The 23,926-nt window shown below is 62.6% G+C and carries 30 protein-coding genes; all 30 read left to right on the top strand.

Features of this window, described 5'->3' with window-relative positions; genetic code table 11:
* Window positions 1-46: 46 nt before the first annotated feature.
* Window positions 47-4,171 (top strand): DNA-directed RNA polymerase subunit beta, encoded by a 4,125-nt coding sequence (gene rpoB / locus VNZ93_RS10075; RefSeq protein ID WP_325703767.1) that lies wholly within the window; start codon window positions 47-49, stop codon window positions 4,169-4,171.
* 104 nt (window positions 4,172-4,275) lie between these two features.
* Window positions 4,276-8,484 carry a DNA-directed RNA polymerase subunit beta' gene (rpoC, locus tag VNZ93_RS10070; protein ID WP_325703764.1) on the top strand — a complete coding sequence of 1,403 codons (4,209 nt, stop codon included), beginning with the start codon at window positions 4,276-4,278 and terminating at the stop codon, window positions 8,482-8,484.
* A gap of 124 nt (window positions 8,485-8,608) precedes the next feature.
* Entirely contained in the window at window positions 8,609-8,842 is a 234-nt protein-coding gene (locus tag VNZ93_RS10065) for a hypothetical protein (RefSeq protein ID WP_325703762.1), read from the top strand.
* Window positions 8,843-8,938: 96 nt separating this feature from the next.
* Complete coding sequence (locus tag VNZ93_RS10060) at window positions 8,939-9,181, top strand: hypothetical protein (RefSeq protein ID WP_325703760.1); 243 nt, start codon at window positions 8,939-8,941, stop codon at window positions 9,179-9,181.
* A gap of 418 nt (window positions 9,182-9,599) precedes the next feature.
* A complete protein-coding gene (gene rpsL / locus VNZ93_RS10055; RefSeq protein WP_325703758.1) occupies window positions 9,600-9,971 on the top strand; it encodes a 30S ribosomal protein S12 in 372 nt (123 codons plus the stop codon).
* A gap of 11 nt (window positions 9,972-9,982) precedes the next feature.
* The gene (gene rpsG / locus VNZ93_RS10050) at window positions 9,983-10,453 is read left to right on the top strand and encodes a 30S ribosomal protein S7 (protein WP_325703756.1); all 471 of its coding nucleotides are present in this window, start codon (window positions 9,983-9,985) and stop codon (window positions 10,451-10,453) included.
* Window positions 10,454-10,463: 10 nt separating this feature from the next.
* Window positions 10,464-12,536, top strand: coding sequence for an elongation factor G (fusA, locus tag VNZ93_RS10045; protein ID WP_325703753.1), 2,073 nt, complete (start codon window positions 10,464-10,466; stop codon window positions 12,534-12,536).
* Between the two features lie 51 nt (window positions 12,537-12,587).
* Window positions 12,588-13,778, top strand: coding sequence for an elongation factor Tu (gene tuf / locus VNZ93_RS10040; protein WP_325703750.1), 1,191 nt, complete (start codon window positions 12,588-12,590; stop codon window positions 13,776-13,778).
* A gap of 121 nt (window positions 13,779-13,899) precedes the next feature.
* Window positions 13,900-14,208, top strand: a complete 309-nt coding sequence (rpsJ, locus tag VNZ93_RS10035; RefSeq protein WP_086089732.1) for a 30S ribosomal protein S10 — start codon at window positions 13,900-13,902, stop codon at window positions 14,206-14,208.
* A 25-nt stretch (window positions 14,209-14,233) separates the two neighbouring features.
* Window positions 14,234-14,980 carry a 50S ribosomal protein L3 gene (rplC, locus tag VNZ93_RS10030; protein WP_325703741.1) on the top strand — a complete coding sequence of 249 codons (747 nt, stop codon included), beginning with the start codon at window positions 14,234-14,236 and terminating at the stop codon, window positions 14,978-14,980.
* Window positions 14,980-15,600: a 50S ribosomal protein L4 gene (rplD, locus tag VNZ93_RS10025; protein WP_325703739.1), complete on the top strand. Its 621-nt coding sequence runs from the start codon at window positions 14,980-14,982 to the stop codon at window positions 15,598-15,600. The genes rplC and rplD overlap by 1 nt, the downstream gene beginning before the upstream one ends.
* On the top strand, window positions 15,597-15,893 hold the full coding sequence (locus VNZ93_RS10020; RefSeq protein ID WP_325703737.1) for a 50S ribosomal protein L23: 297 nt from the start codon (window positions 15,597-15,599) through the stop codon (window positions 15,891-15,893). The genes rplD and VNZ93_RS10020 overlap by 4 nt, the downstream gene beginning before the upstream one ends.
* A 23-nt stretch (window positions 15,894-15,916) precedes the next feature.
* The gene (gene rplB, locus VNZ93_RS10015; RefSeq protein ID WP_325703734.1) at window positions 15,917-16,756 is read left to right on the top strand and encodes a 50S ribosomal protein L2; all 840 of its coding nucleotides are present in this window, start codon (window positions 15,917-15,919) and stop codon (window positions 16,754-16,756) included.
* Window positions 16,757-16,768: 12 nt separating this feature from the next.
* The gene (rpsS, locus tag VNZ93_RS10010) at window positions 16,769-17,053 is read left to right on the top strand and encodes a 30S ribosomal protein S19 (protein ID WP_325703731.1); all 285 of its coding nucleotides are present in this window, start codon (window positions 16,769-16,771) and stop codon (window positions 17,051-17,053) included.
* Window positions 17,054-17,071: 18 nt separating this feature from the next.
* Entirely contained in the window at window positions 17,072-17,455 is a 384-nt protein-coding gene (rplV, locus tag VNZ93_RS10005; protein WP_325703729.1) for a 50S ribosomal protein L22, read from the top strand.
* Window positions 17,456-17,467: 12 nt separating this feature from the next.
* Window positions 17,468-18,172 (top strand): 30S ribosomal protein S3, encoded by a 705-nt coding sequence (gene rpsC, locus VNZ93_RS10000; protein WP_325703726.1) that lies wholly within the window; start codon window positions 17,468-17,470, stop codon window positions 18,170-18,172.
* 12 nt (window positions 18,173-18,184) lie between these two features.
* A complete protein-coding gene (rplP, locus tag VNZ93_RS09995; protein WP_325703723.1) occupies window positions 18,185-18,598 on the top strand; it encodes a 50S ribosomal protein L16 in 414 nt (137 codons plus the stop codon).
* A 5-nt stretch (window positions 18,599-18,603) separates the two neighbouring features.
* Complete coding sequence (gene rpmC / locus VNZ93_RS09990; protein ID WP_325703720.1) at window positions 18,604-18,795, top strand: 50S ribosomal protein L29; 192 nt, start codon at window positions 18,604-18,606, stop codon at window positions 18,793-18,795.
* Between the two features lie 10 nt (window positions 18,796-18,805).
* Window positions 18,806-19,057 carry a 30S ribosomal protein S17 gene (gene rpsQ, locus VNZ93_RS09985; RefSeq protein ID WP_325703717.1) on the top strand — a complete coding sequence of 84 codons (252 nt, stop codon included), beginning with the start codon at window positions 18,806-18,808 and terminating at the stop codon, window positions 19,055-19,057.
* Window positions 19,058-19,101: 44 nt separating this feature from the next.
* Window positions 19,102-19,470, top strand: coding sequence for a 50S ribosomal protein L14 (rplN, locus tag VNZ93_RS09980; protein WP_325611702.1), 369 nt, complete (start codon window positions 19,102-19,104; stop codon window positions 19,468-19,470).
* Window positions 19,470-19,787 (top strand): 50S ribosomal protein L24, encoded by a 318-nt coding sequence (rplX, locus tag VNZ93_RS09975; protein WP_325703714.1) that lies wholly within the window; start codon window positions 19,470-19,472, stop codon window positions 19,785-19,787. The genes rplN and rplX overlap by 1 nt, the downstream gene beginning before the upstream one ends.
* Window positions 19,780-20,370, top strand: coding sequence for a 50S ribosomal protein L5 (gene rplE, locus VNZ93_RS09970; protein ID WP_325703710.1), 591 nt, complete (start codon window positions 19,780-19,782; stop codon window positions 20,368-20,370). Before rplX ends, rplE begins: the two co-directional genes overlap by 8 nt.
* A gap of 40 nt (window positions 20,371-20,410) precedes the next feature.
* Entirely contained in the window at window positions 20,411-20,716 is a 306-nt protein-coding gene (rpsN, locus tag VNZ93_RS09965) for a 30S ribosomal protein S14 (protein ID WP_325703707.1), read from the top strand.
* A 13-nt stretch (window positions 20,717-20,729) separates the two neighbouring features.
* Window positions 20,730-21,122: a 30S ribosomal protein S8 gene (gene rpsH / locus VNZ93_RS09960; protein ID WP_325703704.1), complete on the top strand. Its 393-nt coding sequence runs from the start codon at window positions 20,730-20,732 to the stop codon at window positions 21,120-21,122.
* Window positions 21,122-21,655 (top strand): 50S ribosomal protein L6, encoded by a 534-nt coding sequence (gene rplF / locus VNZ93_RS09955; RefSeq protein WP_325703701.1) that lies wholly within the window; start codon window positions 21,122-21,124, stop codon window positions 21,653-21,655. The genes rpsH and rplF overlap by 1 nt, the downstream gene beginning before the upstream one ends.
* Before the next feature lie 5 nt (window positions 21,656-21,660).
* A complete protein-coding gene (gene rplR / locus VNZ93_RS09950) occupies window positions 21,661-22,020 on the top strand; it encodes a 50S ribosomal protein L18 (RefSeq protein WP_325703699.1) in 360 nt (119 codons plus the stop codon).
* 28 nt (window positions 22,021-22,048) lie between these two features.
* Complete coding sequence (gene rpsE, locus VNZ93_RS09945; protein WP_325703696.1) at window positions 22,049-22,621, top strand: 30S ribosomal protein S5; 573 nt, start codon at window positions 22,049-22,051, stop codon at window positions 22,619-22,621.
* A gap of 30 nt (window positions 22,622-22,651) precedes the next feature.
* The gene (rpmD, locus tag VNZ93_RS09940; RefSeq protein ID WP_325703693.1) at window positions 22,652-22,846 is read left to right on the top strand and encodes a 50S ribosomal protein L30; all 195 of its coding nucleotides are present in this window, start codon (window positions 22,652-22,654) and stop codon (window positions 22,844-22,846) included.
* A gap of 3 nt (window positions 22,847-22,849) precedes the next feature.
* Window positions 22,850-23,479 (top strand): 50S ribosomal protein L15, encoded by a 630-nt coding sequence (gene rplO, locus VNZ93_RS09935; RefSeq protein WP_414710042.1) that lies wholly within the window; start codon window positions 22,850-22,852, stop codon window positions 23,477-23,479.
* A gap of 52 nt (window positions 23,480-23,531) precedes the next feature.
* Window positions 23,532-23,926: preprotein translocase subunit SecY (locus VNZ93_RS09930; RefSeq protein WP_414710041.1), on the top strand; the 395-nt coding region annotated here is incomplete at its 3' end.

The raw sequence follows: 23,926 nt of genomic DNA, 5'->3' as shown, positions 1-23,926 counted from the left end.
AGTCGTCTCGGCTGTCTCCATAGCGGCAGACGAGAGAAAGAGAACGATGGCGCAAGCGCAGACGTTTATCGGTCGGAAGCGCGTTAGGAAGTTTTTCGGAAAAATTCAGGAAGTGGCGGAGATGCCGAACCTCATCGAGGTTCAGAAGGCGTCTTACGACCAGTTCCTGCTGGTCACGCCTCCGCCCGGCGGGCGGCCCGACGAGGGCCTGCAGGCGGTGTTCAAGTCCGTTTTTCCGATCAAGGACTTTTCCAATACCTCGCAGCTCGATTTCGTCAGCTACGAGTTCGATCCTCCGAAATATGACGTCGACGAGTGCCGCCAGCGCGGCATGACCTATGCTGCGCCGCTGAAGGTGACGCTGCGCCTCATCGTATTCGATGTTGACGAGGAGACCGGCGCCCGCTCCGTGAAGGACATCAAGGAGCAGGATGTCTACATGGGCGACATCCCGCTGATGACCAACAACGGTACGTTCATTGTGAACGGCACCGAGCGCGTCATCGTCTCCCAGATGCATCGTTCGCCCGGTGTGTTCTTCGACCACGACAAGGGCAAGACGCATTCGTCCGGCAAGCTGCTGTTTGCTGCCCGCATCATCCCGTATCGCGGCTCCTGGCTCGATATCGAGTTCGACGCCAAGGACATCGTGCACGCGCGTATCGACCGTCGCCGCAAGATCCCGGTGACGTCGCTTCTCTATGCGCTGGGCATGGACGGCGAGGAGATCCTCAAGACCTTCTACAACATCGTCACCTACAAGCGCGCCAAGGAAGGCTGGCGCGTGCCCTTCGATGCCAACCGCATGAAGGGTTACAAGGCGATCAACGACCTCGTCGATGCCGATAGCGGCAAGGTGGTGGTCGAAGCCGGTCGCAAGATCACCGTGCGTCAGGCGCGGCAGCTCGCGGAGAAGGGCCTCAAGGCGCTCCGCATGACCGACGAGGAATTGCTCGGCAACTACATCGCCGAGGACCTCGTCAACATGAAGACCGGCGAGATCTACGCCGAAGCCGGCGAGGAAATCACCGAGAAGCTGCTCGAGAAGATCAACGAGCTCGGCTTCAAGGAACTGCCGATCCTCGACATCGACCACATCAATATCGGCGCCTACATCCGCAACACGCTTGCGGTCGACAAGAACATGACGCGTGAAGACGCGCTGTTCGACATCTACCGCGTGATGCGTCCGGGCGAGCCGCCCACGGTCGAAACCGCGTCGGCGATGTTCCAGTCGCTGTTCTTCGACGCCGACCGCTACGACCTCTCGGCCGTCGGCCGCGTGAAGATGAACATGCGCCTCGACCTCGATGCGCCTGACACCCACCGCGTGCTCCGCAAGGAAGACATCCTCGCGGTGGTGAAGACGCTCGTGGACCTGCGCGACGGCAAGGGCGAGATCGACGATATCGACAATCTCGGCAATCGCCGCGTGCGTTCGGTCGGCGAGCTGATGGAGAACCAGTACCGCATCGGCCTCCTGCGCATGGAGCGCGCGATCAAGGAGCGCATGTCGAGCGTCGATATCGACACCGTCATGCCGCAGGACCTGATCAACGCGAAGCCTGCCGCCGCCGCGGTGCGCGAGTTCTTCGGATCCTCGCAGCTGTCGCAGTTCATGGACCAGACCAACCCGCTGTCCGAGATCACGCACAAGCGTCGTCTCTCGGCGCTTGGACCGGGCGGTCTGACCCGCGAGCGCGCCGGCTTCGAAGTGCGCGACGTGCATCCGACCCACTATGGCCGCATCTGCCCGATCGAAACGCCGGAAGGACCGAATATCGGTCTGATCAACTCGCTCGCGACCTACGCGCGCGTGAACAAATACGGCTTCGTCGAAACTCCGTATCGCAAGGTGAAGGACGGCCGCGTCACCGACGAGGTCATCTATCTCTCGGCGATGGAGGAGGCCCGCTACACGGTGGCGCAGGCCAACGCCCCGATCGACGCCAAGGGCCGCTTCACCGAAGACATGATCGTCTGCCGTCACGCCGGCGAAGTTGCGCCGTATCCGCGCGACAAGGTCGACTTCATGGACGTGTCGCCGAAGCAGCTCGTGTCGGTGGCCGCGGCGCTGATCCCGTTCCTTGAGAACGACGACGCCAACCGCGCGCTGATGGGCTCGAACATGCAGCGCCAGGCGGTGCCGCTGGTCCGCGCCGAAGCGCCGTTCGTCGGCACCGGCATGGAAGGCGTGGTGGCCCGTGACTCGGGCGCCGCGATCGGCGCCCGCCGCGCCGGCGTGGTCGACCAGGTCGACGCCACCCGTATCGTCATCCGCGCGACGGAAGAGACCGACCCGACCAAGCCGGGCGTCGACATCTATCGCCTGATGAAGTTCCAGCGCTCGAACCAGAATACCTGCATCAACCAGCGTCCTCTGGTCCGCGTCGGCGACTACGTGAAGAAAGGCGACATCATCGCCGACGGTCCCTCGACCGAGCTCGGTGAGCTCGCGCTTGGCAGGAACGTGCTCGTCGCGTTCATGCCGTGGAACGGCTACAACTTCGAGGACTCGATCCTTCTGTCCGAGCGCATCGTGCGCGACGACGTGTTCACGTCCATCCACATCGAGGAATTCGAGGTGATGGCCCGTGACACCAAGCTCGGACCGGAAGAAATCACCCGCGATATTCCGAACGTTTCGGAAGAGGCGCTGAAGAACCTCGACGAAGCCGGCATCGTCTATATCGGCGCCGAAGTGCGTGCAGGCGACATCCTGTGCGGCAAGATCACGCCGAAGGGCGAGAGCCCGATGACGCCGGAAGAAAAGCTTCTGCGCGCCATCTTCGGTGAAAAGGCGTCCGACGTTCGCGACACCTCGCTCCGCGTGCCGCCAGGCGTGCAGGGCACCGTCGTCGAAGTGCGCGTCTTCAACCGTCACGGCGTGGACAAGGACGAGCGTGCGCTCGCGATCGAGCGCGAGGAAATCGAACGCCTCGCCAAGGACCGCGACGACGAGCAGGCGATCCTCGATCGCAACGTGTTCGGACGTCTGGCCGAAATGCTGGACGGCCGTCAGGGCATCGCGGGTCCGAAGGGCTTCAAGAAGGACACCAAGATCACCCGCGCGATTCTTGAAGAGTATCCGAAGTCGCAGTGGTGGCTGTTTGCCTCGCCGAACGACAAGCTGATGGCCGAAATCGAGGCCATGCGGAAGCAGTACGACGAGTCGAAGAAGATGCTCGAGCAGCGCTTCCTCGACAAGGTCGAGAAGCTGCAGCGCGGCGACGAACTTCCGCCCGGCGTGATGAAGATGGTCAAGGTCTTCGTCGCGGTGAAGCGCAAGATCCAGCCCGGCGACAAGATGGCCGGCCGTCACGGCAACAAGGGTGTCGTGTCCAAGATCGTCCCGATCGAAGATATGCCGTTCCTTGAGGACGGTACGCATGCCGACATCGTGCTGAACCCGCTCGGCGTGCCGAGCCGCATGAATGTCGGTCAGATCCTCGAGACGCATCTCGGCTGGGCCTGCGCCGGTCTCGGCAAGCGCATCGGTCAGGCCGTGGACGCCTATTACGCCAAGCAGGACACCAAGCCCCTGAAGGAGACCCTGAAGAAGGTCTATGGCGAGGACGAGACCATCAAGTCCCTGGACGAGAAGGGTATCATCGAACTCGGCACCAACCTGCGGCATGGCGTTCCGATCGCGACGCCGGTCTTCGACGGCGCCAAGGAAAGCGACATCGAGCAGATGCTCGATCTGGCGGGTCTCGATCACTCGGGACAGGTCACGCTGTTCGACGGACGTACCGGCGAGCAGTTCGATCGTAAGGTGACGGTCGGCTACATCTACATGTTGAAGTTGCATCACCTTGTGGACGACAAGATCCACGCCCGTTCGATCGGCCCGTACTCGCTCGTCACCCAGCAGCCGCTGGGCGGCAAGGCGCAGTTCGGCGGTCAGCGCTTCGGCGAAATGGAGGTCTGGGCGCTCGAGGCTTACGGCGCCGCCTACACGCTGCAGGAAATGCTGACCGTGAAGTCTGACGACGTCGCTGGCCGCACCAAGGTCTACGAGGCGATCGTACGCGGAGACGACACGTTCGAAGCCGGCATCCCCGAAAGCTTCAACGTGCTGGTCAAGGAAATGCGTTCGCTCGGCCTCAATGTCGACCTGCACAATTCGAAGCTGCAGCGTCCGACCGATCTGCCCGAGGCGGCGGAGTAATTCGCAAACGAGACGGGACGGCGAGGGCGCCGTCCCGGGTCTATGGCGAAACAATTTACGGCTGAAAATTCCGGGACGCCGGAGTGAAGGCCGAGGAGACGACAATGAACCAAGAAATTATGAATCTGTTCAGCCCGCAGGTGCCGGCTCAGGTCTTCGACCAGATCCGCATCTCGATCGCTTCGCCTGAGAAGATTCAGTCCTGGTCGTACGGCGAAATCAAGAAGCCCGAGACGATCAACTACCGAACCTTCAAGCCGGAGCGCGACGGCCTGTTCTGCGCGCGGATCTTCGGCCCGATCAAGGACTACGAGTGCTTGTGCGGCAAGTACAAGCGCATGAAGTACAAGGGCATCATCTGCGAGAAGTGCTCGGTTGAAGTCACGCTGTCGCGCGTGCGTCGCGAGCGCATGGGCCATATCGAGCTCGCAGCGCCGGTCGCTCACATCTGGTTCCTGAAGTCGCTGCCGAGCCGCATTGGCATGCTGCTCGACATGACGCTGAAGGATCTCGAGCGCATCCTGTATTTCGAATACTACGTCGTGCTCGAGCCGGGTCTCACCCCGCTGCAGGACCGTCAGCTGCTGTCCGAAGAGGAATACCTCAAGGCGCAGGACGAGTACGGCCAGGACAGCTTCACCGCCATGATCGGCGCCGAAGCGATCCGCGAGATGCTCAAGGCGATGGACCTGCAGAAGCTGCAGGCCGACCTGCGCGCCGAGATCGCGGAGACCGATTCCGACATCAAGAAGAAGAAGCTCGCCAAGCGCGTGAAGCTGATCGAGGCGTTCATCGAATCCGGCAACAAGCCGGAATGGATGATCCTGACGCATGTGCCGGTGATCCCGCCGGACCTGCGTCCGCTCGTCCCGCTCGACGGTGGCCGCTTCGCGACGTCGGACCTGAACGACCTCTATCGCCGCGTCATCAATCGTAACAACCGCCTGAAGCGGCTGATCGAACTGCGCGCGCCGGACATCATCATCCGCAACGAGAAGCGCATGCTTCAGGAGGCGGTGGATGCGCTGTTCGACAACGGCCGTCGCGGCCGCGTCATCACCGGCGCCAACAAGCGTCCGCTGAAGTCGCTCGCCGACATGCTGAAGGGCAAGCAGGGCCGCTTCCGTCAGAACCTGCTCGGCAAGCGCGTCGACTATTCCGGCCGCTCGGTGATCGTGGTCGGTCCAGAGCTCAAGCTGCACCAGTGCGGCCTGCCGAAGAAAATGGCGCTCGAGCTGTTCAAGCCGTTCATCTATTCGCGGCTGGACGCGAAGGGCCTGTCCACCACCGTGAAGCAGGCGAAGAAGCTCGTCGAGAAGGAGAAGCCTGAGGTTTGGGATATCCTCGACGAGGTGATCCGCGAGCATCCGGTGATGCTGAACCGCGCGCCGACGCTGCATCGTCTGGGCATCCAGGCGTTCGAGCCGGTGCTGATCGAAGGCAAGGCGATCCAGCTTCATCCGCTGGTCTGCGCGGCGTTCAACGCCGACTTCGACGGCGACCAGATGGCCGTGCACGTTCCGCTGTCGCTCGAAGCGCAGCTGGAAGCGCGCGTCCTGATGATGTCGACCAACAACATCCTGCATCCCGCGAACGGCCAGCCGATCATCGTGCCGTCGCAGGATATCGTTCTCGGTCTCTATTATCTCTCGCTGGAGCGCGAAGGCGAGCCGGGGCAGGGCAAGGTGTTCGGCAATGTTGCCGAGATCGAGCATGCGCTGTCGCAGAAGGCGATCACACTTCATACGAAGATCAAGTATCGCTGGATCGGCCTCGGTCCCGATGGCGAGCCTTTCCCGAAGGTCTATGACACGACGCCCGGCCGCGTGCTGCTCGGTCAGGTTCTGCCGAAGAGCAAGGTCGTGACGTTCGACGTCGTCAACAAGCTGATGACGAAGCGCGAAATCTCGAACATGATCGACACCGTCTACCGTCACTGCGGTCAGAAGGACACGGTCATCTTCTGCGATCGCATCATGGCGCTCGGCTTCTACCACGCGTTCAGGGCCGGCATCTCGTTCGGCAAGGACGACATGGTGGTGCCGGAGAAGAAGTGGTCGATCGTCGAGAATTATCGCGAAGAGGCCAAGGACTTCGAGCAGCAATACAATGACGGCCTGATCACGCAGGGCGAAAAGTACAACAAGGTGGTCGACGCTTGGTCGAAGTGCACCGAAGAGATCGCCGCTGCGATGATGAAGGAGATCTCGACGACCAAGAAGGATCCGAAGACCGGCCGCGAGGCGCAGGTCAACTCGATCTACATGATGGCGCATTCCGGAGCGCGCGGCTCGCCCGCCCAGATGCGTCAGCTCGCTGGCATGCGCGGCCTGATGGCCAAGCCGGACGGCTCGATCATCGAGACGCCGATCGTGTCGAACTTCAAGGAAGGCCTGACCGTGATGGAGTACTTCAACTCCACCCACGGCGCCCGTAAGGGTCTGGCCGACACCGCGCTGAAGACCGCGAACTCCGGTTACCTGACCCGTCGTCTCGTCGACGTGGCGCAGGACTGCATCATCACCTCGTATGATTGCGGGACCGAGGCCGGCATCAAGGTGCGCGCGATCATCGACGCGGGCACGGTCGTCGCCTCGCTCGGCATCCGTATCCTGGGCCGCACCACGGCCGAGGACGTGAAGGATCCGGCGACCGGCGAAGTGATCGTCAAGAACGGCACGCTGCTCGGCGAAGCCGAGGTCGAGAAGATCACTCAGGCGAATGTGCAGGAAGTGCGCATCCGCTCTGTGCTGACCTGCGAGTCAACCAACGGCGTCTGCGGCGCCTGCTACGGACGCGACCTCGCACGCGGTACGCCTGTCAATATGGGCGAGGCCGTCGGCGTCATCGCGGCGCAGTCGATCGGTGAGCCGGGCACCCAGCTCACCATGCGTACGTTCCACATCGGCGGCGCAGCGCAGATCAACGAGCAGTCCGCGATCGAGTCGAATTTCGAAGGCACGGTCAAGCTGAAGGCCAAGGACAACCAGCCGAATGCTGTGATCAAGAATTCGGAAGGCGAACTGATCGTCATGAGCCGCAACGTCACGCTCGCGGTTGTCGATGCCGACGGTACCGAGCGGGCGACCCATCGTCTGCCGTTCGGCGCGCGGTTGCGCGTCAACGAAGGCGACAAGGTCAAGCGGGGCCAGCGTCTGGCGGAATGGGATCCGTATACCCGTCCGATCATCACCGAAGTCGACGGTCACGCCGAGTTCGAGGATCTGGTCGAAGGCCAGTCGGTTGCGGAAACGCAGGACGAGTCCACCGGCATCACCAAGCGCGTGGTGACCGATTGGCGTACGTCCCAGCGTGCGGCCGACCTGCGTCCGGCGATCGTGATCAAGGACAAGGACGGCAAGATCCTGAAGCTGTCGCGTGGCGGCGAGGCGCGCTATCCGCTCGCAATCGATGCCATTCTGTCGGTCGATCAGGGTGCTCAGGTCCATGCGGGCGACGTCATTGCCCGTATCCCGACCGAAAGCGCCAAGACCCGCGACATCACCGGCGGTCTGCCGCGTGTTGCGGAACTGTTCGAAGCGCGGCGTCCGAAGGAGGCGGCGGTTATCGCCGAAATCTCCGGCACCATCCGCTTCGGCCGCGACTACAAGAACAAGCGCCGCATCTCGATCGAGCCTGCGGAGAAGGATGTCGAGCCCGTCGAGTATCTGATCCCGAAGGGCAAGCACATCCATCTGCAGGACGGCGATATCGTCGAAAAGGGCGATTCCATCGTCGAAGGAAATCCGGCACCGCACGACATTCTGGCGATCAAGGGCGTCGAGGAACTTGCCGCTTACCTGGTCAACGAAATCCAGGAGGTCTACCGGCTGCAGGGCGTGGGCATCAACGACAAGCACATCGAGGTGATTGTCCGTCAGATGCTCCAGAAGGTGGAGATCGACGACGCGGGCGAGACCGACCTGATCCAGGGCGAGCAGCTCGACCGTGTCGAGATGGACCAGATCAACGCGAAGGCTGTGGAGCAGGGCAAGAAGCCGGCGACCGGAACTCCGGTGCTGCTCGGCATCACCAAGGCTTCGCTGCAGACCCGTTCGTTCATCTCGGCTGCGTCGTTCCAGGAGACCACGCGCGTGCTCACCGAAGCTGCCGTCAACGGCAAGTCGGACACGCTCGACGGCCTCAAGGAAAACGTCATTGTCGGCCGCCTGATCCCGGCGGGAACGGGCGCGATGATGAGCACGCTCCGCGAGATCGCCACCAAGCGCGACACGCTCATTCTCGAGGAGCGCGAGAAGGAGGCGGCGTCCAAGCAGGCCGAAGCTCCTGCCGCGCTGCCTGCGGCGGAATAAGAAATTCCACACCAACGAAATGCGAAAAGGCCGCCCCTCGGGCGGCCTTTTTGTTTTGTCCGGGGCTGTATTAGGTTGCCTACACTTGATCGATTGAGTTTGGTCCGCACCGCGGGTTCGAAGGATGCCGACTTTTTCGACCGAAGACATTGCGCCGCGTGACCGGTTCGCGCATTGGCGCGAGGTGCACGCGAAGATCTTTGGTGTCAGCATCGATCTCGACCGCGAACAGCACGGCGCATTCCAGGCCGAGTGTCACGCGACGCCGGTCGAAGGTGCGGCGCTGGTCGAGATGCACGCCTCGTCCTATCGGGTGGAGCGGTTGCGCTTTCGGGACCTCGCGCGCGGACTTTCGTGAGATGAACCGCCGGTAGTTGCCGGCTGCAGTGGCGTCCGGCTGAGCGGAATCGCACGTGCCCGGATGTCTCGCGGTCACCATGAGGGGGCTGATTCTGTGTGGAGAATCGCACTCGGCCTGCTTTCCAGCCTGCTTACCGTCGCGGGCTTGCTGTCTCTATTCATGTTCTACGATCGTTATTGGCGCTGGCGGGATTGCTTTAATGAGCTCGGGCGATGCTTCGACCCGGCCACCGCAGACGTCTATCTCGACCAATCCGGCCCCGTATGGGGCAGTTTTGCCGCAATTTTCCTGTTCCTAGGTATTATTGTGCTGGCGCGGTTGCTGAAGCAGGGCTGAGAATGCCGTCCGCGCTCGCGATCAAGTGCACGAAAGCCCCGAGGAATCGGGCTTTCTTTGCTTGACTTGACCGATTCCCGCTTATACAACCCGCCCACTTTCGGCAGGCGGTGAGTTTCGCCTCGTCGGCACGGCCCCCTGACTGCGACTAAGTGATTGAGCTTGAAGCTCTTTTGACTGCCGCGGACGGCGACCAAAAGCCTCGACGAATGAATCTCAAACGCTGCCGCTGACGGCAAAGAAAGCCAGTTGGAAAGTCATGACCGCGGGGCAGCTCGCCGCGCGGTCCTCTGCATCGCGAAGCGCCAGTCCGCGAAACCGGAGCGGATGGCGTGTTTTCGTTTTGCGCGTGTAAGCGCGTGTTCCGGTGAGGGGTGGCCGAGGTCGCTCCGACGGTGAGGATGAAGGCTTAAATCGGATGCCGACGATCAACCAGTTGATCCGCAAGGGCCGGGTGAAACCGACCTACCGCAATACGGTGCCGGCCCTGCAGGCCGCTCCGCAGAAGCGCGGCGTGTGCACGCGCGTCTATACGACCACGCCGAAGAAGCCGAACTCCGCGCTTCGCAAGGTCGCGAAGGTGCGTCTGACCAACCAGTTCGAGGTCATCGGCTACATCCCGGGCGAGGGTCATAACCTCCAGGAGCACTCGGTGGTCATGATCCGCGGCGGTCGCGTGAAGGACCTTCCGGGCGTTCGCTATCACATCCTCCGCGGCGTCCTCGACACCCAGGGCGTCAAGAACCGCAAGCAGCGCCGCTCCAAGTACGGCGCGAAACGGCCGAAGTGAGGTAGCGCGTCATGTCCCGTCGTCACTCCGCCGAGAAGCGCGAGATCAATCCGGATCCGAAGTTCGGAAATCTCATCGTATCGAAGTTCATGAATTCGCTGATGTATGACGGCAAGAAGTCGGCTGCCGAGCGCATCGTCTATGGTGCCTTCGACATCATCGAGGGCAAGACCAAGTCGAATCCGCTGCAGGTCTTCCAGCAGGCGCTCGACAACGTGATGCCATCCATCGAAGTGCGTTCCCGCCGCGTCGGTGGCGCGACCTATCAGGTGCCGGTCGAAGTGCGTTCGACCCGCCGTCAGGCGCTCGGCATTCGCTGGCTGATCTCGGCTGCGCGTGACCGCAACGAAAAGACGATGATGGACCGGCTCTCGGCCGAGCTCCTCGACGCTTCGAACAACCGGGGGAATGCCGTCAAGAAGCGCGAAGACGTGCACCGTATGGCGGAAGCCAATCGCGCCTTCTCGCATTACCGCTGGTAAAGGACCGCCAATGCCCCGCAGTCACAAGATTGAGGACTACCGCAACTTCGGCATCATGGCCCACATTGATGCCGGCAAGACGACCACGACCGAGCGGATCCTCTATTACACCGGCAAGAGCCACAAGATCGGCGAGGTGCACGAAGGCGCCGCGACGATGGACTGGATGGAGCAGGAGCAGGAGCGGGGCATCACCATCACGTCCGCCGCGACCACCGCGTTCTGGAAGGAAAAGCGTCTCAATATCATCGACACCCCGGGGCACGTCGACTTCACCATCGAGGTGGAGCGTTCGCTGCGCGTGCTCGACGGTGCTGTCGTCGTGCTCGACGGCAACCAGGGTGTCGAGCCGCAGACCGAGACGGTGTGGCGTCAGGGCGACAAGTATCGCGTCCCGCGTATCGTGTTCGCCAACAAGATGGACAAGATCGGTGCCGACTTCTTCAAGTGTCTCGATGACATCGTGAAGCGTCTCGGCGCGAAGCCTGTCGCGATCCAGCTGCCGATCGGCGCGGAGAGCCAGTTCAAGGGCATCGTCGATCTCGTGCGCATGAAGGCGGTCATCTGGGAAGATGAGGCGCTCGGTGCGAAATTCAACGACGTCGATATTCCGGCCGACCTGCTCGATCAGGCCAAGGAATATCGCGAGAAGATGATCGAAGCCGCGGTCGAGCTCGATGACGACGCTCTGACGGCCTTCCTTGAAGGCAACGAGCCCGATGAAGCCACGCTCAAGCGCCTGCTTCGCAAGGCGGTGCTGACCGGTGCCTTCTATCCGGTGCTGTGCGGCTCCGCGTTCAAGAACAAGGGTGTGCAGCCGCTGCTCGACGCGGTTGTGGATTATCTGCCGAGCCCGGTCGACGTTCCGGCCATCAAGGGCGTCGATGATCGCGGCAACGAGGTCGTCCGCAAGCCTGAAGACAGCGAGCCGATGGCTCTGCTGGCCTTCAAGATCATGGACGATCCGTTCGTCGGCACGATCACGTTCTGCCGCATCTATTCGGGTGTCCTCCAGAGCGGCACCGGCGTCGTGAACTCGACACGTGAGCGCAAGGAGCGTGTCGGCCGCATGCTGTTGATGCATGCGAACAACCGCGAAGACATCAAGGAAGCCTATGCTGGCGACATCGTCGCACTCGCAGGTCTGAAAGAGACCCGCACCGGCGACACGCTGTGCGATCCCGACAAGCCGGTCATTCTCGAGAAGATGGAATTCCCGGAGCCGGTCATCGAAATCGCGATCGAGCCGAAGTCGAAGGCCGACCAGGAAAAGCTCGGCGTCGCGCTGGCGAAGCTCGCGGCAGAGGACCCGTCCTTCCGCGTGTCGACCGACACCGAGAGCGGCCAGACCATCCTGAAGGGAATGGGCGAACTGCATCTCGACATCAAGGTCGACATCCTGCGTCGTACTTATAAGGTCGATGCCAATATCGGCGCGCCGCAGGTGGCGTTCCGTGAGCGCATCACCAAGGCTGCCGAAGTCGACTACACCCACAAGAAGCAGACCGGCGGTACCGGCCAGTTCGCGCGGGTCAAGTTCATCGTCGAGCCGAACGAGCCAGGCAAGGGCTTCGAGTTCGAGTCGAAGATTGTCGGCGGCGCGGTTCCGAAGGAATACATCCCGGGCGTCGAGAAGGGCCTTGAGTCTGTTCTCGGTTCGGGTGTGGTCGCCGGCTTCCCGGTTGTCGACGTGAAGGTGCAGTTGATCGACGGCGCGTATCACGAAGTCGACTCGTCGGCGCTGGCCTTCGAAATCGCTGCGCGTGCCGCGTTCCGCGAGGCGCTGCAGAAGGGCAAGTCGGTCCTGCTCGAGCCGATCATGAAGGTCGAGGTGGTGACACCGGAGGACTACACCGGTTCTGTCATCGGCGACCTGAATTCGCGGCGCGGTCAGATCCAGGGCCAGGACATGCGCGGCAATGCCAACGTGATCAACGCGATGGTGCCGCTGATGAACATGTTCGGCTACGTGAACACGTTGCGCTCGATGTCTCAGGGGCGCGCGACCTTTACGATGCAGTTCGATCATTACGCCGAAGCGCCGCGAAACGTTTCGGAAGAGGTCCAGAAGAAATTCGCGTGATCTGAAACGTTAAACGTCTAACCGTCAGAAAGACCCGGAAGGGAGAGTTCTATGGCTAAAGAGAAATTCAACCGCAGCAAGCCGCACTGCAATATCGGCACGATCGGCCACGTCGACCACGGCAAGACGTCGCTGACCGCTGCCATCACGAAGGTTCTGGCGGAAACGGGTGGTGCTACCTTCACCGCTTACGATCAGATCGACAAGGCGCCGGAAGAGAAGGCGCGCGGCATCACCATCTCGACCGCGCACGTCGAGTACGAGACCAACAACCGCCACTATGCGCACGTCGACTGCCCCGGCCACGCCGACTATGTGAAGAACATGATCACCGGCGCCGCGCAGATGGACGGCGCGATCCTGGTCGTGTCGGCTGCCGACGGCCCGATGCCGCAGACCCGCGAGCACATCCTGCTCGCCCGTCAGGTCGGCGTTCCGGCGCTGGTCGTGTTCCTGAACAAGGTCGACATGGTCGACGATCCGGAGTTGCTTGAGCTGGTCGAACTCGAAGTTCGTGAGCTCCTGTCGAAGTACAACTTCCCGGGCGACACCATCCCCATCATCAAGGGTTCGGCCCTGATGGCGCTGGAAGACAAGGATCCGAAGCTCGGCAAGGAAGCCATCCTCGAGCTGATGCGCAACGTCGACGAATACATCCCGCAGCCGGAGCGTCCGGTCGACCAGCCGTTCCTGATGCCGGTCGAAGACGTGTTCTCGATCTCGGGCCGCGGCACTGTGTGCACGGGTCGTGTCGAGCGCGGCATCGTGAAGGTCGGTGAGGAAGTCGAGATCGTCGGCCTGAAGCCGACCCTGAAGACCACCGTCACCGGCGTTGAAATGTTCCGCAAGCTGCTCGATCAGGGCCAGGCGGGCGACAACATCGGCGCGCTGCTGCGCGGCACCAAGCGCGAGGAAGTTGAGCGCGGCCAGGTCCTCTGCAAGCCGGGTTCGGTGAAGCCGCACACCAAGTTCAAGGCCGAAGCCTACATCCTGACCAAGGACGAAGGTGGCCGCCACACGCCGTTCATGACGAACTACCGTCCGCAGTTCTACTTCCGGACGACCGACGTGACCGGCATCGTGCACCTGCCGGAAGGCACCGAGATGGTGATCCCGGGCGACACCGTGAACATGACGGTCGAGCTGATCGTTCCGATCGCGATGGAAGAGAAGCTCCGCTTCGCCATCCGTGAGGGCGGCCGCACCGTCGGCGCCGGCGTCGTCACCAGCATCATCGAGTAACTGAAATGTCGCCCCCCGCGAGAGCGGGGGGCCCAGTGCCCGCGATGTCGGGTGACTGAGATTTAGCGTTTACTGGGTCGTCCACTTTGGTGGACGACGACAGTTCAGAGAGAAACGACAAATGAACGGCCAGAATATCCGGATCCGGCTCAAGGCGTTCGATCACCGCATCCTCGATGCGTCGACCCGCGAGATCGTCAACACCGCCAAGCGCACGGGTGCGCAGGTGCGGGGACCGATTCCGCTTCCGACGAAGATCGAGAAGTTCACGGTGAACCGCTCGCCCCATATCGACAAGAAGAGCCGCGAGCAGTTCGAGATGCGCACTCACAAGCGCCTTCTCGACATCGTCGATCCGACCCCGCAGACCGTGGACGCGCTGATGAAGCTCGACCTCGCTGCCGGTGTCGACGTCGAGATCAAACTCTGAGCCGCGGACCTAAGGAACAAAAGCCATGCGCACCGGAGTGGTCGCACAGAAGGTCGGAATGACGCGGGTCTTCACCGAGGCCGGCGAGCATGTGCCGGTGACGGTGCTGAAGCTCGCGGGATGCCAGGTGCTTGGTCATCGTACCAAGGACAAGAACGGCTACGTTGCGCTGCAGCTTGGCGCCGGCAGCCGCAAGGTGAAGAACGTGTCGAAGGCCGAGCGCGGTAATTTTGCCGTTGCCAAGGTCGAGCCGAAGCACACGATCGTGGAATTCCGCGTCAGCGACGACGCCATGATCCCGGTTGGCGCCGAGATCACCGCTGACCATTTCGTGGTCGGCCAGTTCGTCGACGTGACCGGCACCACCATCGGCAAGGGCTTCGCCGGCGGCATGAAGCGCTGGAATTTCGGCGGTCTGCGTGCCTCTCACGGTGTGTCGATTTCACATCGTTCGATCGGTTCGACCGGTGGCCGTCAGGACCCCGGCAAGACCTTCAAGAACAAGAAGATGCCGGGTCATCTCGGTGTCGAGCGCGTGACCACGCTCAACCTCAAGGTTGTGCAGACGGACACCGAGCGCGGCCTGATCCTCGTCGAAGGCGCCGTGCCGGGTCATGCGGGGGGCTGGATTACCGTTCGTGACGCGGTGAAGAAGGCGCTCCCGAAGGACGCACCGAAGCCGGGCAAGTTCCGTGAGGCTGGAGCCGCGAGCGTTGCCGCCGACAAGCCGGCTGAAGCTGCACCTGAAGCCGAGACCAAAGAGGGCGCGTGATGGAACTCAAGATGCTCTCGCTTGACGGCAACGAAGCTGGCGCCGTCACGCTCAACAAGGAAATCTTCGGTCTCGAGCCGCGTGCGGACCTGATCCACCGTTGCATCGTGTGGCAGCTGGCCAAGCGACGTGCGGGTACCCACAAGGTGAAGAACCGCGGTGAGGTGGCCCGTACCGGCAAGAAGCTGGCGGCCCAGAAGGGCACCGGCGGCGCGCGTCACGGTTCGCATCGCGTGAACCTGTTCCGCGGCGGCGGCCGGTCGTTCGGTCCGGTCGTGCGCAGCCACGAGATCGGTCTGCCGAAGAAGGTGCGGGCGCTCGCGCTCCGTCACGCTCTATCGGCCAAGGCCAAGGACGGCGGCATCGTCGTTCTCAGCGAAGCCAAGCTCCAGGAAGCCAAGACTAAGGCTTTGACCGAGCGCTTCGCGAAGCTCGATATCGCCAATGCGCTGATCATCGACGGTGCGGAGATCGATACGAATTTCCGTAACGCCGCGCGCAATATCCCGCACGTGGACGTGCTGCCGATCGCCGGCATCAATGTTTACGACATTCTGCGCCATGGAAAGCTCGTGCTGACCAAGGCGGCTCTCGATGCGCTGGAGGCGCGCTTCAAATGAGCAAGGATCCGCGCCATTACGACGTGATCGTCGCTCCGGTGATCACCGAAAAGTCGACGAACGCGTCCGAGTACAACAAGGTCGTGTTCAAGGTGCGCCTTGATGCGACAAAGCCGCAGATCAAGGACGCGGTCGAGAAGCTGTTCGACGTCAAGGTGAAGGGCGTCAACACCATCGTCCGCAAGGGCAAGGTGAAGGCATTCCGTGGCGTCGTCGGCAAGCAGTCGAACTCCAAGCGCGCTGTCGTGACCCTGGAAGAGGGCCACCGCATCGACGTGACGACGGGCCTCTGAGGATATCGGCGGGAAACTGAGTCATGGCACTGAAATCATATAAGCCGACCACGCCGGGCCAGCGCCAGTTGGTGCTGGTTGACCGTTCGGCCCTCTACAAGGGCGCTCCGGTCAAGACCCTGACCGAAGGCAAGCCCTCGACCGGTGGCCGCAACAACAACGGCCGGATCACCACGCGCTTCCGCGGCGGCGGTCACAAGAAGTCGTTCCGCGTGATCGACTTCAAGCGTCGCAAGTTCGATGCGCCGGCCAAGGTCGAGCGTCTGGAATACGATCCGAACCGCACCGCGTTCATCGCGCTGGTGAAGTACGAGGATGGTGAGCTGTCCTATATCCTGGCGGCGCAGCGCATGGCGGTTGGTGACACGGTCGTCGCCGGCGAGCATGTCGACGTGAAGCCGGGCAACGCGATGCCCACCGGTAACATCCCGGTCGGTACCATCGTGCACAACATCGAGCTGAAGATCGGGAAGGGCGGGGTGGTTGCGCGTTCCGCCGGCTCCTACGCGCAGATCGTCGGCCGCGATGGCGAATACGTCATCCTGCGTCTGAACTCGGGCGAGCAGCGTCTCGTGCATGGCCGCTGCATGGCGACCATCGGCGCGGTTTCGAACCCCGATCACATGAACATCTCGATCGGCAAGGGCGGCCGTACCCGCTGGCTCGGCCGCCGTCCGCACAACCGCGGCGTCACGATGAACCCGGTCGATCACCCGCACGGCGGCGGCGAAGGCCGCACTTCGGGCGGCCGTCATCCGGTCACGCCCTGGGGCTTCCCCACCAAGGGCAAGAAGACCCGCAAGAACAAGTCCACCACGAAATTCATCGTTTCGAGCCGCCACGCTCGGAAGAATAAGAAGTAAGGAACGATCGTCATGGCGCGTTCGGTCTGGAAGGGTCCATTCGTCGACGGCTATCTGCTGAAGAAGGCAGAGAAGGCGCGCGGGTCGGGACGGCACGAGGTCATCAAGATCTGGAGCCGGCGCTCGACCATCCTGCCGCAATTCGTCGGCCTGACCTTTGGTGTCTACAACGGCCAGAAGCATGTGCCGGTGCAGGTCAACGAAGAAATGGTTGGCCACAAGTTCGGCGAGTTTTCGCCGAGCCGGACGTTCCATGGCCATGCGTCCGATCGCAAGGCCAAGCGCGCCGGCGCGTAAGATTGAGAGGGTAAGGTCATGGGTAAACCCGCGCGAGAGCGTGCGCTCCCCGAGAACGAGGCCAAGGCTGTTGCCCGCAACATCCGGGTCTCGCCGCAGAAGCTGAACCTGGTTGCGCAGTTGATCCGCGGCAAGAAGGTCGCGATCGCGCTCAACGATCTGCAATTTTCGCGCAAGCGGATCGCGGTCGACGTGAAGAAGTGCCTGGAATCGGCGATAGCGAATGCCGAGAACAATCACGATCTCGATGTCGACGATCTGATCGTGTCGGAAGCCCATGTCGGCAAGGGCCTGGTCATGAAGCGCTGGGCATCACGTGGCCGCGGCCGGTCGGGACGTATTTTGAAGCCGTTCTCGCATCTGACGATCGTTGTTCGTCAGGTCGAGCAGACAGCGGCCTAAGGAGAGTTTGGGATGGGTCAGAAGATCAATCCGATCGGGCTGCGGCTCGGCATCAACCGGACTTGGGACTCGCGCTGGTACGCCGGCAAGAACGAGTACGGCACCCTGCTGCACGAGGACATGAAGATCCGGGCCGAGCTGATGAAGCAGCTCAAGCAGGCCGCCGTGTCCAAGATCGTGATCGAGCGCCCGCACAAGAAGTGCCGGGTGACGATCTACTCGGCGCGTCCGGGTGTGGTGATCGGCAAGAAGGGCTCCGACATCGAGAAGCTGCGCAAGTCGGTTGCGAAGCTCACGCATTCGGACGTGGTCATCAACATCGTCGAGATCCGCAAGCCGGAACTCGACGCCCAGCTGGTTGCCGAGTCGATCGCTCAGCAGCTGGAGCGTCGCGTCGCTTTCCGTCGCGCCATGAAGCGCGCGGTGCAGACCGCGATGCGTCTCGGCGCCGAAGGCATCCGGATCAACTGCTCGGGTCGCCTGGGCGGCGCCGAAATCGCGCGTCTCGAATGGTATCGTGAGGGCCGGGTGCCGCTGCACACGTTGCGCGCCGATGTCGATTATGGCGTCGCGACAGCGTTCACCACTTACGGCACTTGCGGCGTCAAGGTCTGGATCTTCAAGGGCGAGATCCTCGAGCACGACTCGATGGCGCAGGACAAGAAGATGAACGAGGCCGAAGCCGGCCGTCCGCGCCGCGAAATGACCGCGGGATAACGAGTAAACGTCATGCTGCAACCGAAGCGCACCAAATACCGCAAGGCCTTCAAGGGCCGAATTCACGGCGTTGCGACGTCCGGCAATGCGCTCGACTTCGGCCAGTTCGGCCTGAAGGCGATGGAGCCTGAGCGCGTCACCGCGCGTCAGATCGAAGCCGCACGCCGCGCGCTCACGCGCCACATGAAGCGCGCCGGCCGCGTCTGGATCCGCATCTTCCCGGACGTGCCGGTGTCGAAGAAGCCGATCGAAGTCCGCATGGGCAAGGGCAAGGGTACGCCGGAGCTCTGGGTCGCCCGCGTGAAGCCGGGCCGCGTCATCTTCGAGATCGACGGCGTGCCGGTCGAACTGGCCAGGGAGGCGCTGCACCTGGCCGCCGCCAAGCTGCCGATCAAGACGCGCTTCATCCAGCGCATTGCGGAGTAACGACGATGAAGGCCGAAGACATTAAGGTCATGACCGTCGACCAGATCGACGACGAGGTGCTGAAGCTGAAGAAGGAGCAGTTCAACCTGCGATTCCAGCGCGCCACGGGTCAGCTCGAAAACACCTCGCGCGTGCGCCAGGTGCGTCGCGATATCGCGCGCCTGAAGACGGTCGCGCGCCAGAAGAAAGCCAAGTAAGGGGCCCATCATGCCGAAGCGTCAACTGCATGGCCTCGTGGTCAGCGACAAGCAGGACAAGACTGTCATCGTCAGCGTCGAGCGCCGTTTTACGCATCCGGTGCTGAAGAAGACGGTGCGGCGCACCACCAAGTTCCACGCCCATGACGAGACCAACGAATATTCGGTCGGCGACATGGTCTGGATCGAGGAACACAAGCCGATCTCGAAGTTGAAGCGCTGGACGGTGATCCAGGGCGAGAAAAAGAAAAAGGTGCTCTGAGCGCGCTTTCGCGCTCGAGCGGCGGACAAAGGATTGGGTGCCCCATGATTCAGATGCAGACTAACCTGGACGTTGCCGACAATTCCGGCGCGCGCCGCGTAATGTGCATCAAGGTGCTGGGCGGCTCGAAGCGGAAATACGCCACCATCGGCGACGTCATCGTCGTCTCGGTGAAGGAGGCGATCCCGCGCGGCCGCGTGAAGAAGGGCGACGTCATGAAGGCGGTCGTCGTTCGGATTTCGAAGGACATCAAGCGTTCGGACGGGTCGGTGATCCGTTTCGATCGCAATGCGGCGGTGCTGATCAACAATCAGCAGGAGCCGGTCGGCACCCGTATCTTCGGACCGGTGCCGCGCGAACTGCGTGCAAAGAACCACATGAAGATCATCTCGCTCGCACCGGAGGTGCTGTGATGGCGGCTAAGATCCGCAAGGGCGACAAGGTCGTCGTACTGACCGGCCGCGACAAGGGCCGCACCGGCGAAGTCATCGCGGTGCACCCGTCCGAAGGGCGCGCGCTCGTGCGCGGCGTCAACATGGTCAAGCGCCACCAGCGTCAGACCCCGCAGCAGGAAGGCGGCATCATCTCGAAAGAGGCGAGCATCAACCTGTCCAATATCGCGATCGCCGATCCGAAGGACGGCAAGCCGACCCGCGTCGGCTTCAAGATTATGAACGACGGCCGCAAGATCCGCGTCGCACGGCGTTCGGGAGTTGAGATCGATGGCTGATACCGAGAAGGCCTCCAAGAAGGGCGCGTCGGCGCCGGCCTATGTGCCGCGCCTCAAGGCCCAGTTCGAAAAGGACATCCGCGCCAAGCTGACCAAGGATTTCGGTTACACGAATCCGATGCAGGTGCCGGTGATCACCAAGGTCGTGCTCAATATGGGCGTCGGCGAAGGTGTGAACGACCGCAAGAAGGTCGACAACGCTGCGGCCGACCTGACCCTGATCGCCGGCCAGAAGGCCGTGATCACCAAGTCGCGCAAGTCGATCGCGACCTTCAAGCTGCGCGACGGTCAGTCGATCGGCGCCAAGGTCACGCTGCGCAAGGCGCGCATGTACGACTTCATCGATCGCCTCGTGAATATCGCGCTGCCTCGCGTGCGCGACTTCCGCGGCCTGAACCCGAAGAGCTTCGATGGCATGGGCAATTACTCGCTCGGCCTGAAGGAGCACATCGTGTTCCCGGAAATCGACTACGACAAGACCCAGGAAACCTGGGGCATGGACATTACGATTTGCACGACGGCGCGCACCGACGACGAGGCGCGCGCGCTGCTCGCGGCACTGAACTTCCCCTTCCGGCAGTGAGAGCTGAACCCTCTCAGACGCGGATAGTCAGGAGACTTTGATGGCGAAGAAGAGTTCGATCGAGAAGAACAAGCGGCGTCGCAAGATGGCGAAGTCGTTTGGCGGCCGGCGTGAGCGGCTGAAGGCGATCGTCAACGACAAGACCAAGCCGATGGAAGAGCGCTTCCAGGCTTCGCTCAAGCTTGCCGAACTGCCGCGCAATTCGGCGCCGACGCGGGTCCGTAACCGCTGCGAAGTGACGGGCCGTCCGCGCGCCTATTACCGCAAGCACAAGCTGTCGCGTATTGCGCTGCGCGAGCTCGGCAACAAGGGCCTGATTCCGGGCCTTGTGAAGTCGAGCTGGTAAGGAGGGGAGAGCCATGAACGATCCAGTCGGCGATCTCATCACCCGCATCCGCAACGCCCAGGAGCGCCACAAGCAGAAGGTGTCTTCGCCCGGTTCCAAGCTGCGCGAGCGCGTTCTCGAGGTGCTCAAGTCCGAAGGCTATATCCGTGGCTATTCGACCGTCGCTCACAAGGACGGACGCAACGAGCTCGAGATCGAGCTGAAATATTTCGACGGCGCACCGGTGATCCGCGAGATCGCCCGCGTGTCCAAGCCCGGCCGCCGCGTTTACGTGGCCGTGAAGAACCTGCCGCGGGTCAATAACGGCCTCGGCATTTCGATCCTCTCGACCCCGAAGGGCGTGATGGCGGACCACTCCGCACGTGACGCCAATGTCGGTGGCGAACTGCTCTGCACGGTGTTCTGATGTCGCGCGTCGGCAAGAAACCGGTCCCCGTTCCGTCAGGCGTCACCGCCAACGTCTCGGGCAAGACCATCAACGTGAAGGGGCCGAAAGGCACCCTCTCGATCGTCGTCGATGATCGCGTCGCGATCGCGATGGACAAGGGCGAGATCAAGGTCGACCCGAAGGACGGGTCGAAGGAGGCGCGCGCGCTGTGGGGTACCACCCGTGCGAACCTGAACAACATCATGACCGGCGTCACCAAAGGCTTCGAGCGCAAGCTCGAGATCACCGGCGTCGGTTATCGTGCGGCGGTGCAGGGCAAGAACCTGCAGCTCGCGCTCGGCTACAGCCATGACGTACTGTACCCGATCCCGGAGGGCATCGCGGTCGCGACCCCGAAGCCGACCGAAATCGTGGTGTCCGGCATCGACAAGAAGAAGGTCGGACAGGTTGCTGCGGAAATCCGCGCCTATCGGCCGCCGGAGCCTTACAAGGGCAAGGGCGTGAAATACGCCGACGAGTTCATCTTCCGTAAGGAAGGCAAGAAGAAGTAACGACGATGGCACACAAAACCCCAACAGAGCGCCGCAAGGCGCGCGTGCGCCGCGCACTCAAGGCGGCCGCCAATGGCCGCATGCGGCTTTCGGTGCACCGCTCGTCGAAGCACATCTACGCCCAGGTGATCGACGACACCAAGGGCGTGACGCTGGTCTCGGCATCCACGATCGAAAAGGTGCAGCGCGACGCCGGCAAGACTGGCGCCGATATCGAGGCGGCGAAGGCCGTCGGCAAGCTCGTTGCCGAGCGTGCCACGCAGAAGGGCATCAAGAACGTGGTCTTCGATCGCGGCGGCTACATGTATCACGGGCGCATCAAGGCGCTCGCCGATGCCGCACGCGAAGGCGGACTGAACTTCTAAACGGGCCGGACCCGAAGGACGAAACGATATGGCACGTGAACCCAGACGCGAACGCGAGCGCTCCGAGCGCGGTGAGCGGGAAGAGTCGGAATTCATCGACAAGCTCGTTCACATCAACCGCGTCGCCAAGGTGGTGAAGGGCGGCCGGCGCTTCGGTTTCGCAGCGCTCGTGGTCGTCGGCGACCAGAAGGGCCGGGTCGGTTTCGGCCACGGCAAGGCGCGCGAAGTGCCGGAAGCGATCCGCAAGGCGACCGATGCCGCCAAGCGCGCGCTGGTCCGTGTACCGCTGCGTGAAGGCCGTACGCTGCATCACGACGTCACCGGCCGCCACGGCGCGGGCAGGGTGCAGCTGCGTGCGGCTCCGGCCGGTACCGGCATCATCGCTGGCGGTCCGATGCGCGCGGTGTTTGAATCGCTCGGCATGCAGGACGTGGTCGCGAAGTCGCTCGGCTCGTCGAACCCCTACAACATGGTGCGGGCGACCTTCGACGCGCTGAAGAACCAGGACTCGCCGCGTTCGGTCGCGGCGCGCCGCTCGATGAAAGTCTCGACCCTGCAGGCTCGCCGCCGTGAAGAGGGTGTCGAGGCCACGGCCGAGTAATCGGCTTAGCGATCCGGAAGGCAACGCGTCATGGCAGCGAACAAGACAATCAAGGTCGAACAGACCGGCAGCCCGATCCGCCGCGACAGCACTCAGCGTGCGACGCTGATCGGTCTCGGTCTGAACAAGATCGGCCGCACGAAAGAAGTCCCCGACACTCCGTCGACCCGCGGCATGATCGCGAAGGTCGCGCATCTCGTCCGCGTGGTCGAGGAAGGAAAGTAAGCGATGAAGCTCAATCAGCTGGCCGGCCAGCCCGGCTCATCGAAAGCCCGCACCCGTATCGGGCGCGGTATCGGTTCCGGCAAGGGCAAGACCGGCGGCCGCGGTGGCAAGGGCCAGACCGCGCGTACCGGCGTCCGCATCAAGGGCTTCGAAGGCGGCCAGATGCCGTTGCATCGGCGCCTGCCGAAGCGTGGCTTCCGCAACACCGCGTTCCAGCTCGATCTGAACGAGGTCAATCTCGGCCGCGTCCAGGCCGCGATCGATGCCGGCGCGCTCGATGCCAAGGCGCCGCTCGACGTGGCTGCGCTGGTGAAGGCCGGGATCCTCAGCCGCGCCCGCGATGGCGTGAAGCTGCTCGGCGGTGGGGAACTGAAGGCAAAGGTCGAGTTTACCGTGTGGCGCGCCTCCAAGTCGGCGATCGCTGCGGTCGAGAAGGCCGGCGGTTCGGTGAAGGTCCTGGCTCCGGCCAAGGAAGAGCCGAAGGAGCCGCGCGGCAAGAATGCGCGCTTCGCGGCCGGCCTCGCCAAGCCGAAGGTTGTCGAGGCGGCTCCGGCACCTGCCAAGAAGAAGGCCGATGCCGACGCCCCGAAGGCCGAGAAGGCGGCCAAGCCCGCGGGCAAAAAGCCCCAGTAACCCCTATATGACGTCGGGACGTCGTTGGGGTTAAGGCGGGTCAGGAGCGAGCATGGTCTCAGCAGCGGAACAACTTGCGGCCAATATCAACTTCTCCGCGCTTTCCAAGGCCGAGGAGCTGAAAAAGCGAATCTGGTTCACGCTTGGCGCGCTGCTGGTCTATCGCCTCGGGACTTACATTCCGCTTCCGGGTATCGACCCCGGCCAATGGGAGCAGATCTTCCGCACCCAGGCCGGCGGCATTCTCGGCATGTTCAATATGTTTGCCGGCGGCGGCATTCAGCGCATGGCGATCTTTGCGCTGAACATCATGCCGTACATCTCGGCGTCCATCATCATCCAGCTGATGACGACGGTTTCGCCGACGCTCGAAGCCCTCAAGAAAGAGGGTGAGGCGGGCCGCAAGACCATCAACCAGTATACGCGCTATCTGACCGTATTCCTCGC

The organism is Pseudorhodoplanes sp. (assembly GCF_035565795.1).
GTDB lineage: Bacteria > Pseudomonadota > Alphaproteobacteria > Rhizobiales > Xanthobacteraceae > Pseudorhodoplanes.
This window is presented reverse-complemented; position numbering and strand designations above follow the sequence as displayed.

What these genes read in the sequence shown, in the direction of transcription:
- rpoB (WP_325703767.1), top strand. Translation starts at nt 47, where the DNA reads ATGGCGCAAGCGCAGACGTTTATCGGTCGGAAGCGCGTTAGGAAGTTT.
- rpoC (WP_325703764.1), top strand. Translation starts at nt 4,276, where the DNA reads ATGAACCAAGAAATTATGAATCTGTTCAGCCCGCAGGTGCCGGCTCAG.
- VNZ93_RS10065 (WP_325703762.1), top strand. Translation starts at nt 8,609, where the DNA reads ATGCCGACTTTTTCGACCGAAGACATTGCGCCGCGTGACCGGTTCGCG.
- rpsL (WP_325703758.1), top strand. Translation starts at nt 9,600, where the DNA reads ATGCCGACGATCAACCAGTTGATCCGCAAGGGCCGGGTGAAACCGACC.
- rpsG (WP_325703756.1), top strand. Translation starts at nt 9,983, where the DNA reads ATGTCCCGTCGTCACTCCGCCGAGAAGCGCGAGATCAATCCGGATCCG.
- fusA (WP_325703753.1), top strand. Translation starts at nt 10,464, where the DNA reads ATGCCCCGCAGTCACAAGATTGAGGACTACCGCAACTTCGGCATCATG.
- tuf (WP_325703750.1), top strand. Translation starts at nt 12,588, where the DNA reads ATGGCTAAAGAGAAATTCAACCGCAGCAAGCCGCACTGCAATATCGGC.
- rpsJ (WP_086089732.1), top strand. Translation starts at nt 13,900, where the DNA reads ATGAACGGCCAGAATATCCGGATCCGGCTCAAGGCGTTCGATCACCGC.
- rplC (WP_325703741.1), top strand. Translation starts at nt 14,234, where the DNA reads ATGCGCACCGGAGTGGTCGCACAGAAGGTCGGAATGACGCGGGTCTTC.
- rplD (WP_325703739.1), top strand. Translation starts at nt 14,980, where the DNA reads ATGGAACTCAAGATGCTCTCGCTTGACGGCAACGAAGCTGGCGCCGTC.
- VNZ93_RS10020 (WP_325703737.1), top strand. Translation starts at nt 15,597, where the DNA reads ATGAGCAAGGATCCGCGCCATTACGACGTGATCGTCGCTCCGGTGATC.
- rplB (WP_325703734.1), top strand. Translation starts at nt 15,917, where the DNA reads ATGGCACTGAAATCATATAAGCCGACCACGCCGGGCCAGCGCCAGTTG.
- rpsS (WP_325703731.1), top strand. Translation starts at nt 16,769, where the DNA reads ATGGCGCGTTCGGTCTGGAAGGGTCCATTCGTCGACGGCTATCTGCTG.
- rplV (WP_325703729.1), top strand. Translation starts at nt 17,072, where the DNA reads ATGGGTAAACCCGCGCGAGAGCGTGCGCTCCCCGAGAACGAGGCCAAG.
- rpsC (WP_325703726.1), top strand. Translation starts at nt 17,468, where the DNA reads ATGGGTCAGAAGATCAATCCGATCGGGCTGCGGCTCGGCATCAACCGG.
- rplP (WP_325703723.1), top strand. Translation starts at nt 18,185, where the DNA reads ATGCTGCAACCGAAGCGCACCAAATACCGCAAGGCCTTCAAGGGCCGA.
- rpmC (WP_325703720.1), top strand. Translation starts at nt 18,604, where the DNA reads ATGAAGGCCGAAGACATTAAGGTCATGACCGTCGACCAGATCGACGAC.
- rpsQ (WP_325703717.1), top strand. Translation starts at nt 18,806, where the DNA reads ATGCCGAAGCGTCAACTGCATGGCCTCGTGGTCAGCGACAAGCAGGAC.
- rplN (WP_325611702.1), top strand. Translation starts at nt 19,102, where the DNA reads ATGATTCAGATGCAGACTAACCTGGACGTTGCCGACAATTCCGGCGCG.
- rplX (WP_325703714.1), top strand. Translation starts at nt 19,470, where the DNA reads ATGGCGGCTAAGATCCGCAAGGGCGACAAGGTCGTCGTACTGACCGGC.
- rplE (WP_325703710.1), top strand. Translation starts at nt 19,780, where the DNA reads ATGGCTGATACCGAGAAGGCCTCCAAGAAGGGCGCGTCGGCGCCGGCC.
- rpsN (WP_325703707.1), top strand. Translation starts at nt 20,411, where the DNA reads ATGGCGAAGAAGAGTTCGATCGAGAAGAACAAGCGGCGTCGCAAGATG.
- rpsH (WP_325703704.1), top strand. Translation starts at nt 20,730, where the DNA reads ATGAACGATCCAGTCGGCGATCTCATCACCCGCATCCGCAACGCCCAG.
- rplF (WP_325703701.1), top strand. Translation starts at nt 21,122, where the DNA reads ATGTCGCGCGTCGGCAAGAAACCGGTCCCCGTTCCGTCAGGCGTCACC.
- rplR (WP_325703699.1), top strand. Translation starts at nt 21,661, where the DNA reads ATGGCACACAAAACCCCAACAGAGCGCCGCAAGGCGCGCGTGCGCCGC.
- rpsE (WP_325703696.1), top strand. Translation starts at nt 22,049, where the DNA reads ATGGCACGTGAACCCAGACGCGAACGCGAGCGCTCCGAGCGCGGTGAG.
- rpmD (WP_325703693.1), top strand. Translation starts at nt 22,652, where the DNA reads ATGGCAGCGAACAAGACAATCAAGGTCGAACAGACCGGCAGCCCGATC.
- rplO (WP_414710042.1), top strand. Translation starts at nt 22,850, where the DNA reads ATGAAGCTCAATCAGCTGGCCGGCCAGCCCGGCTCATCGAAAGCCCGC.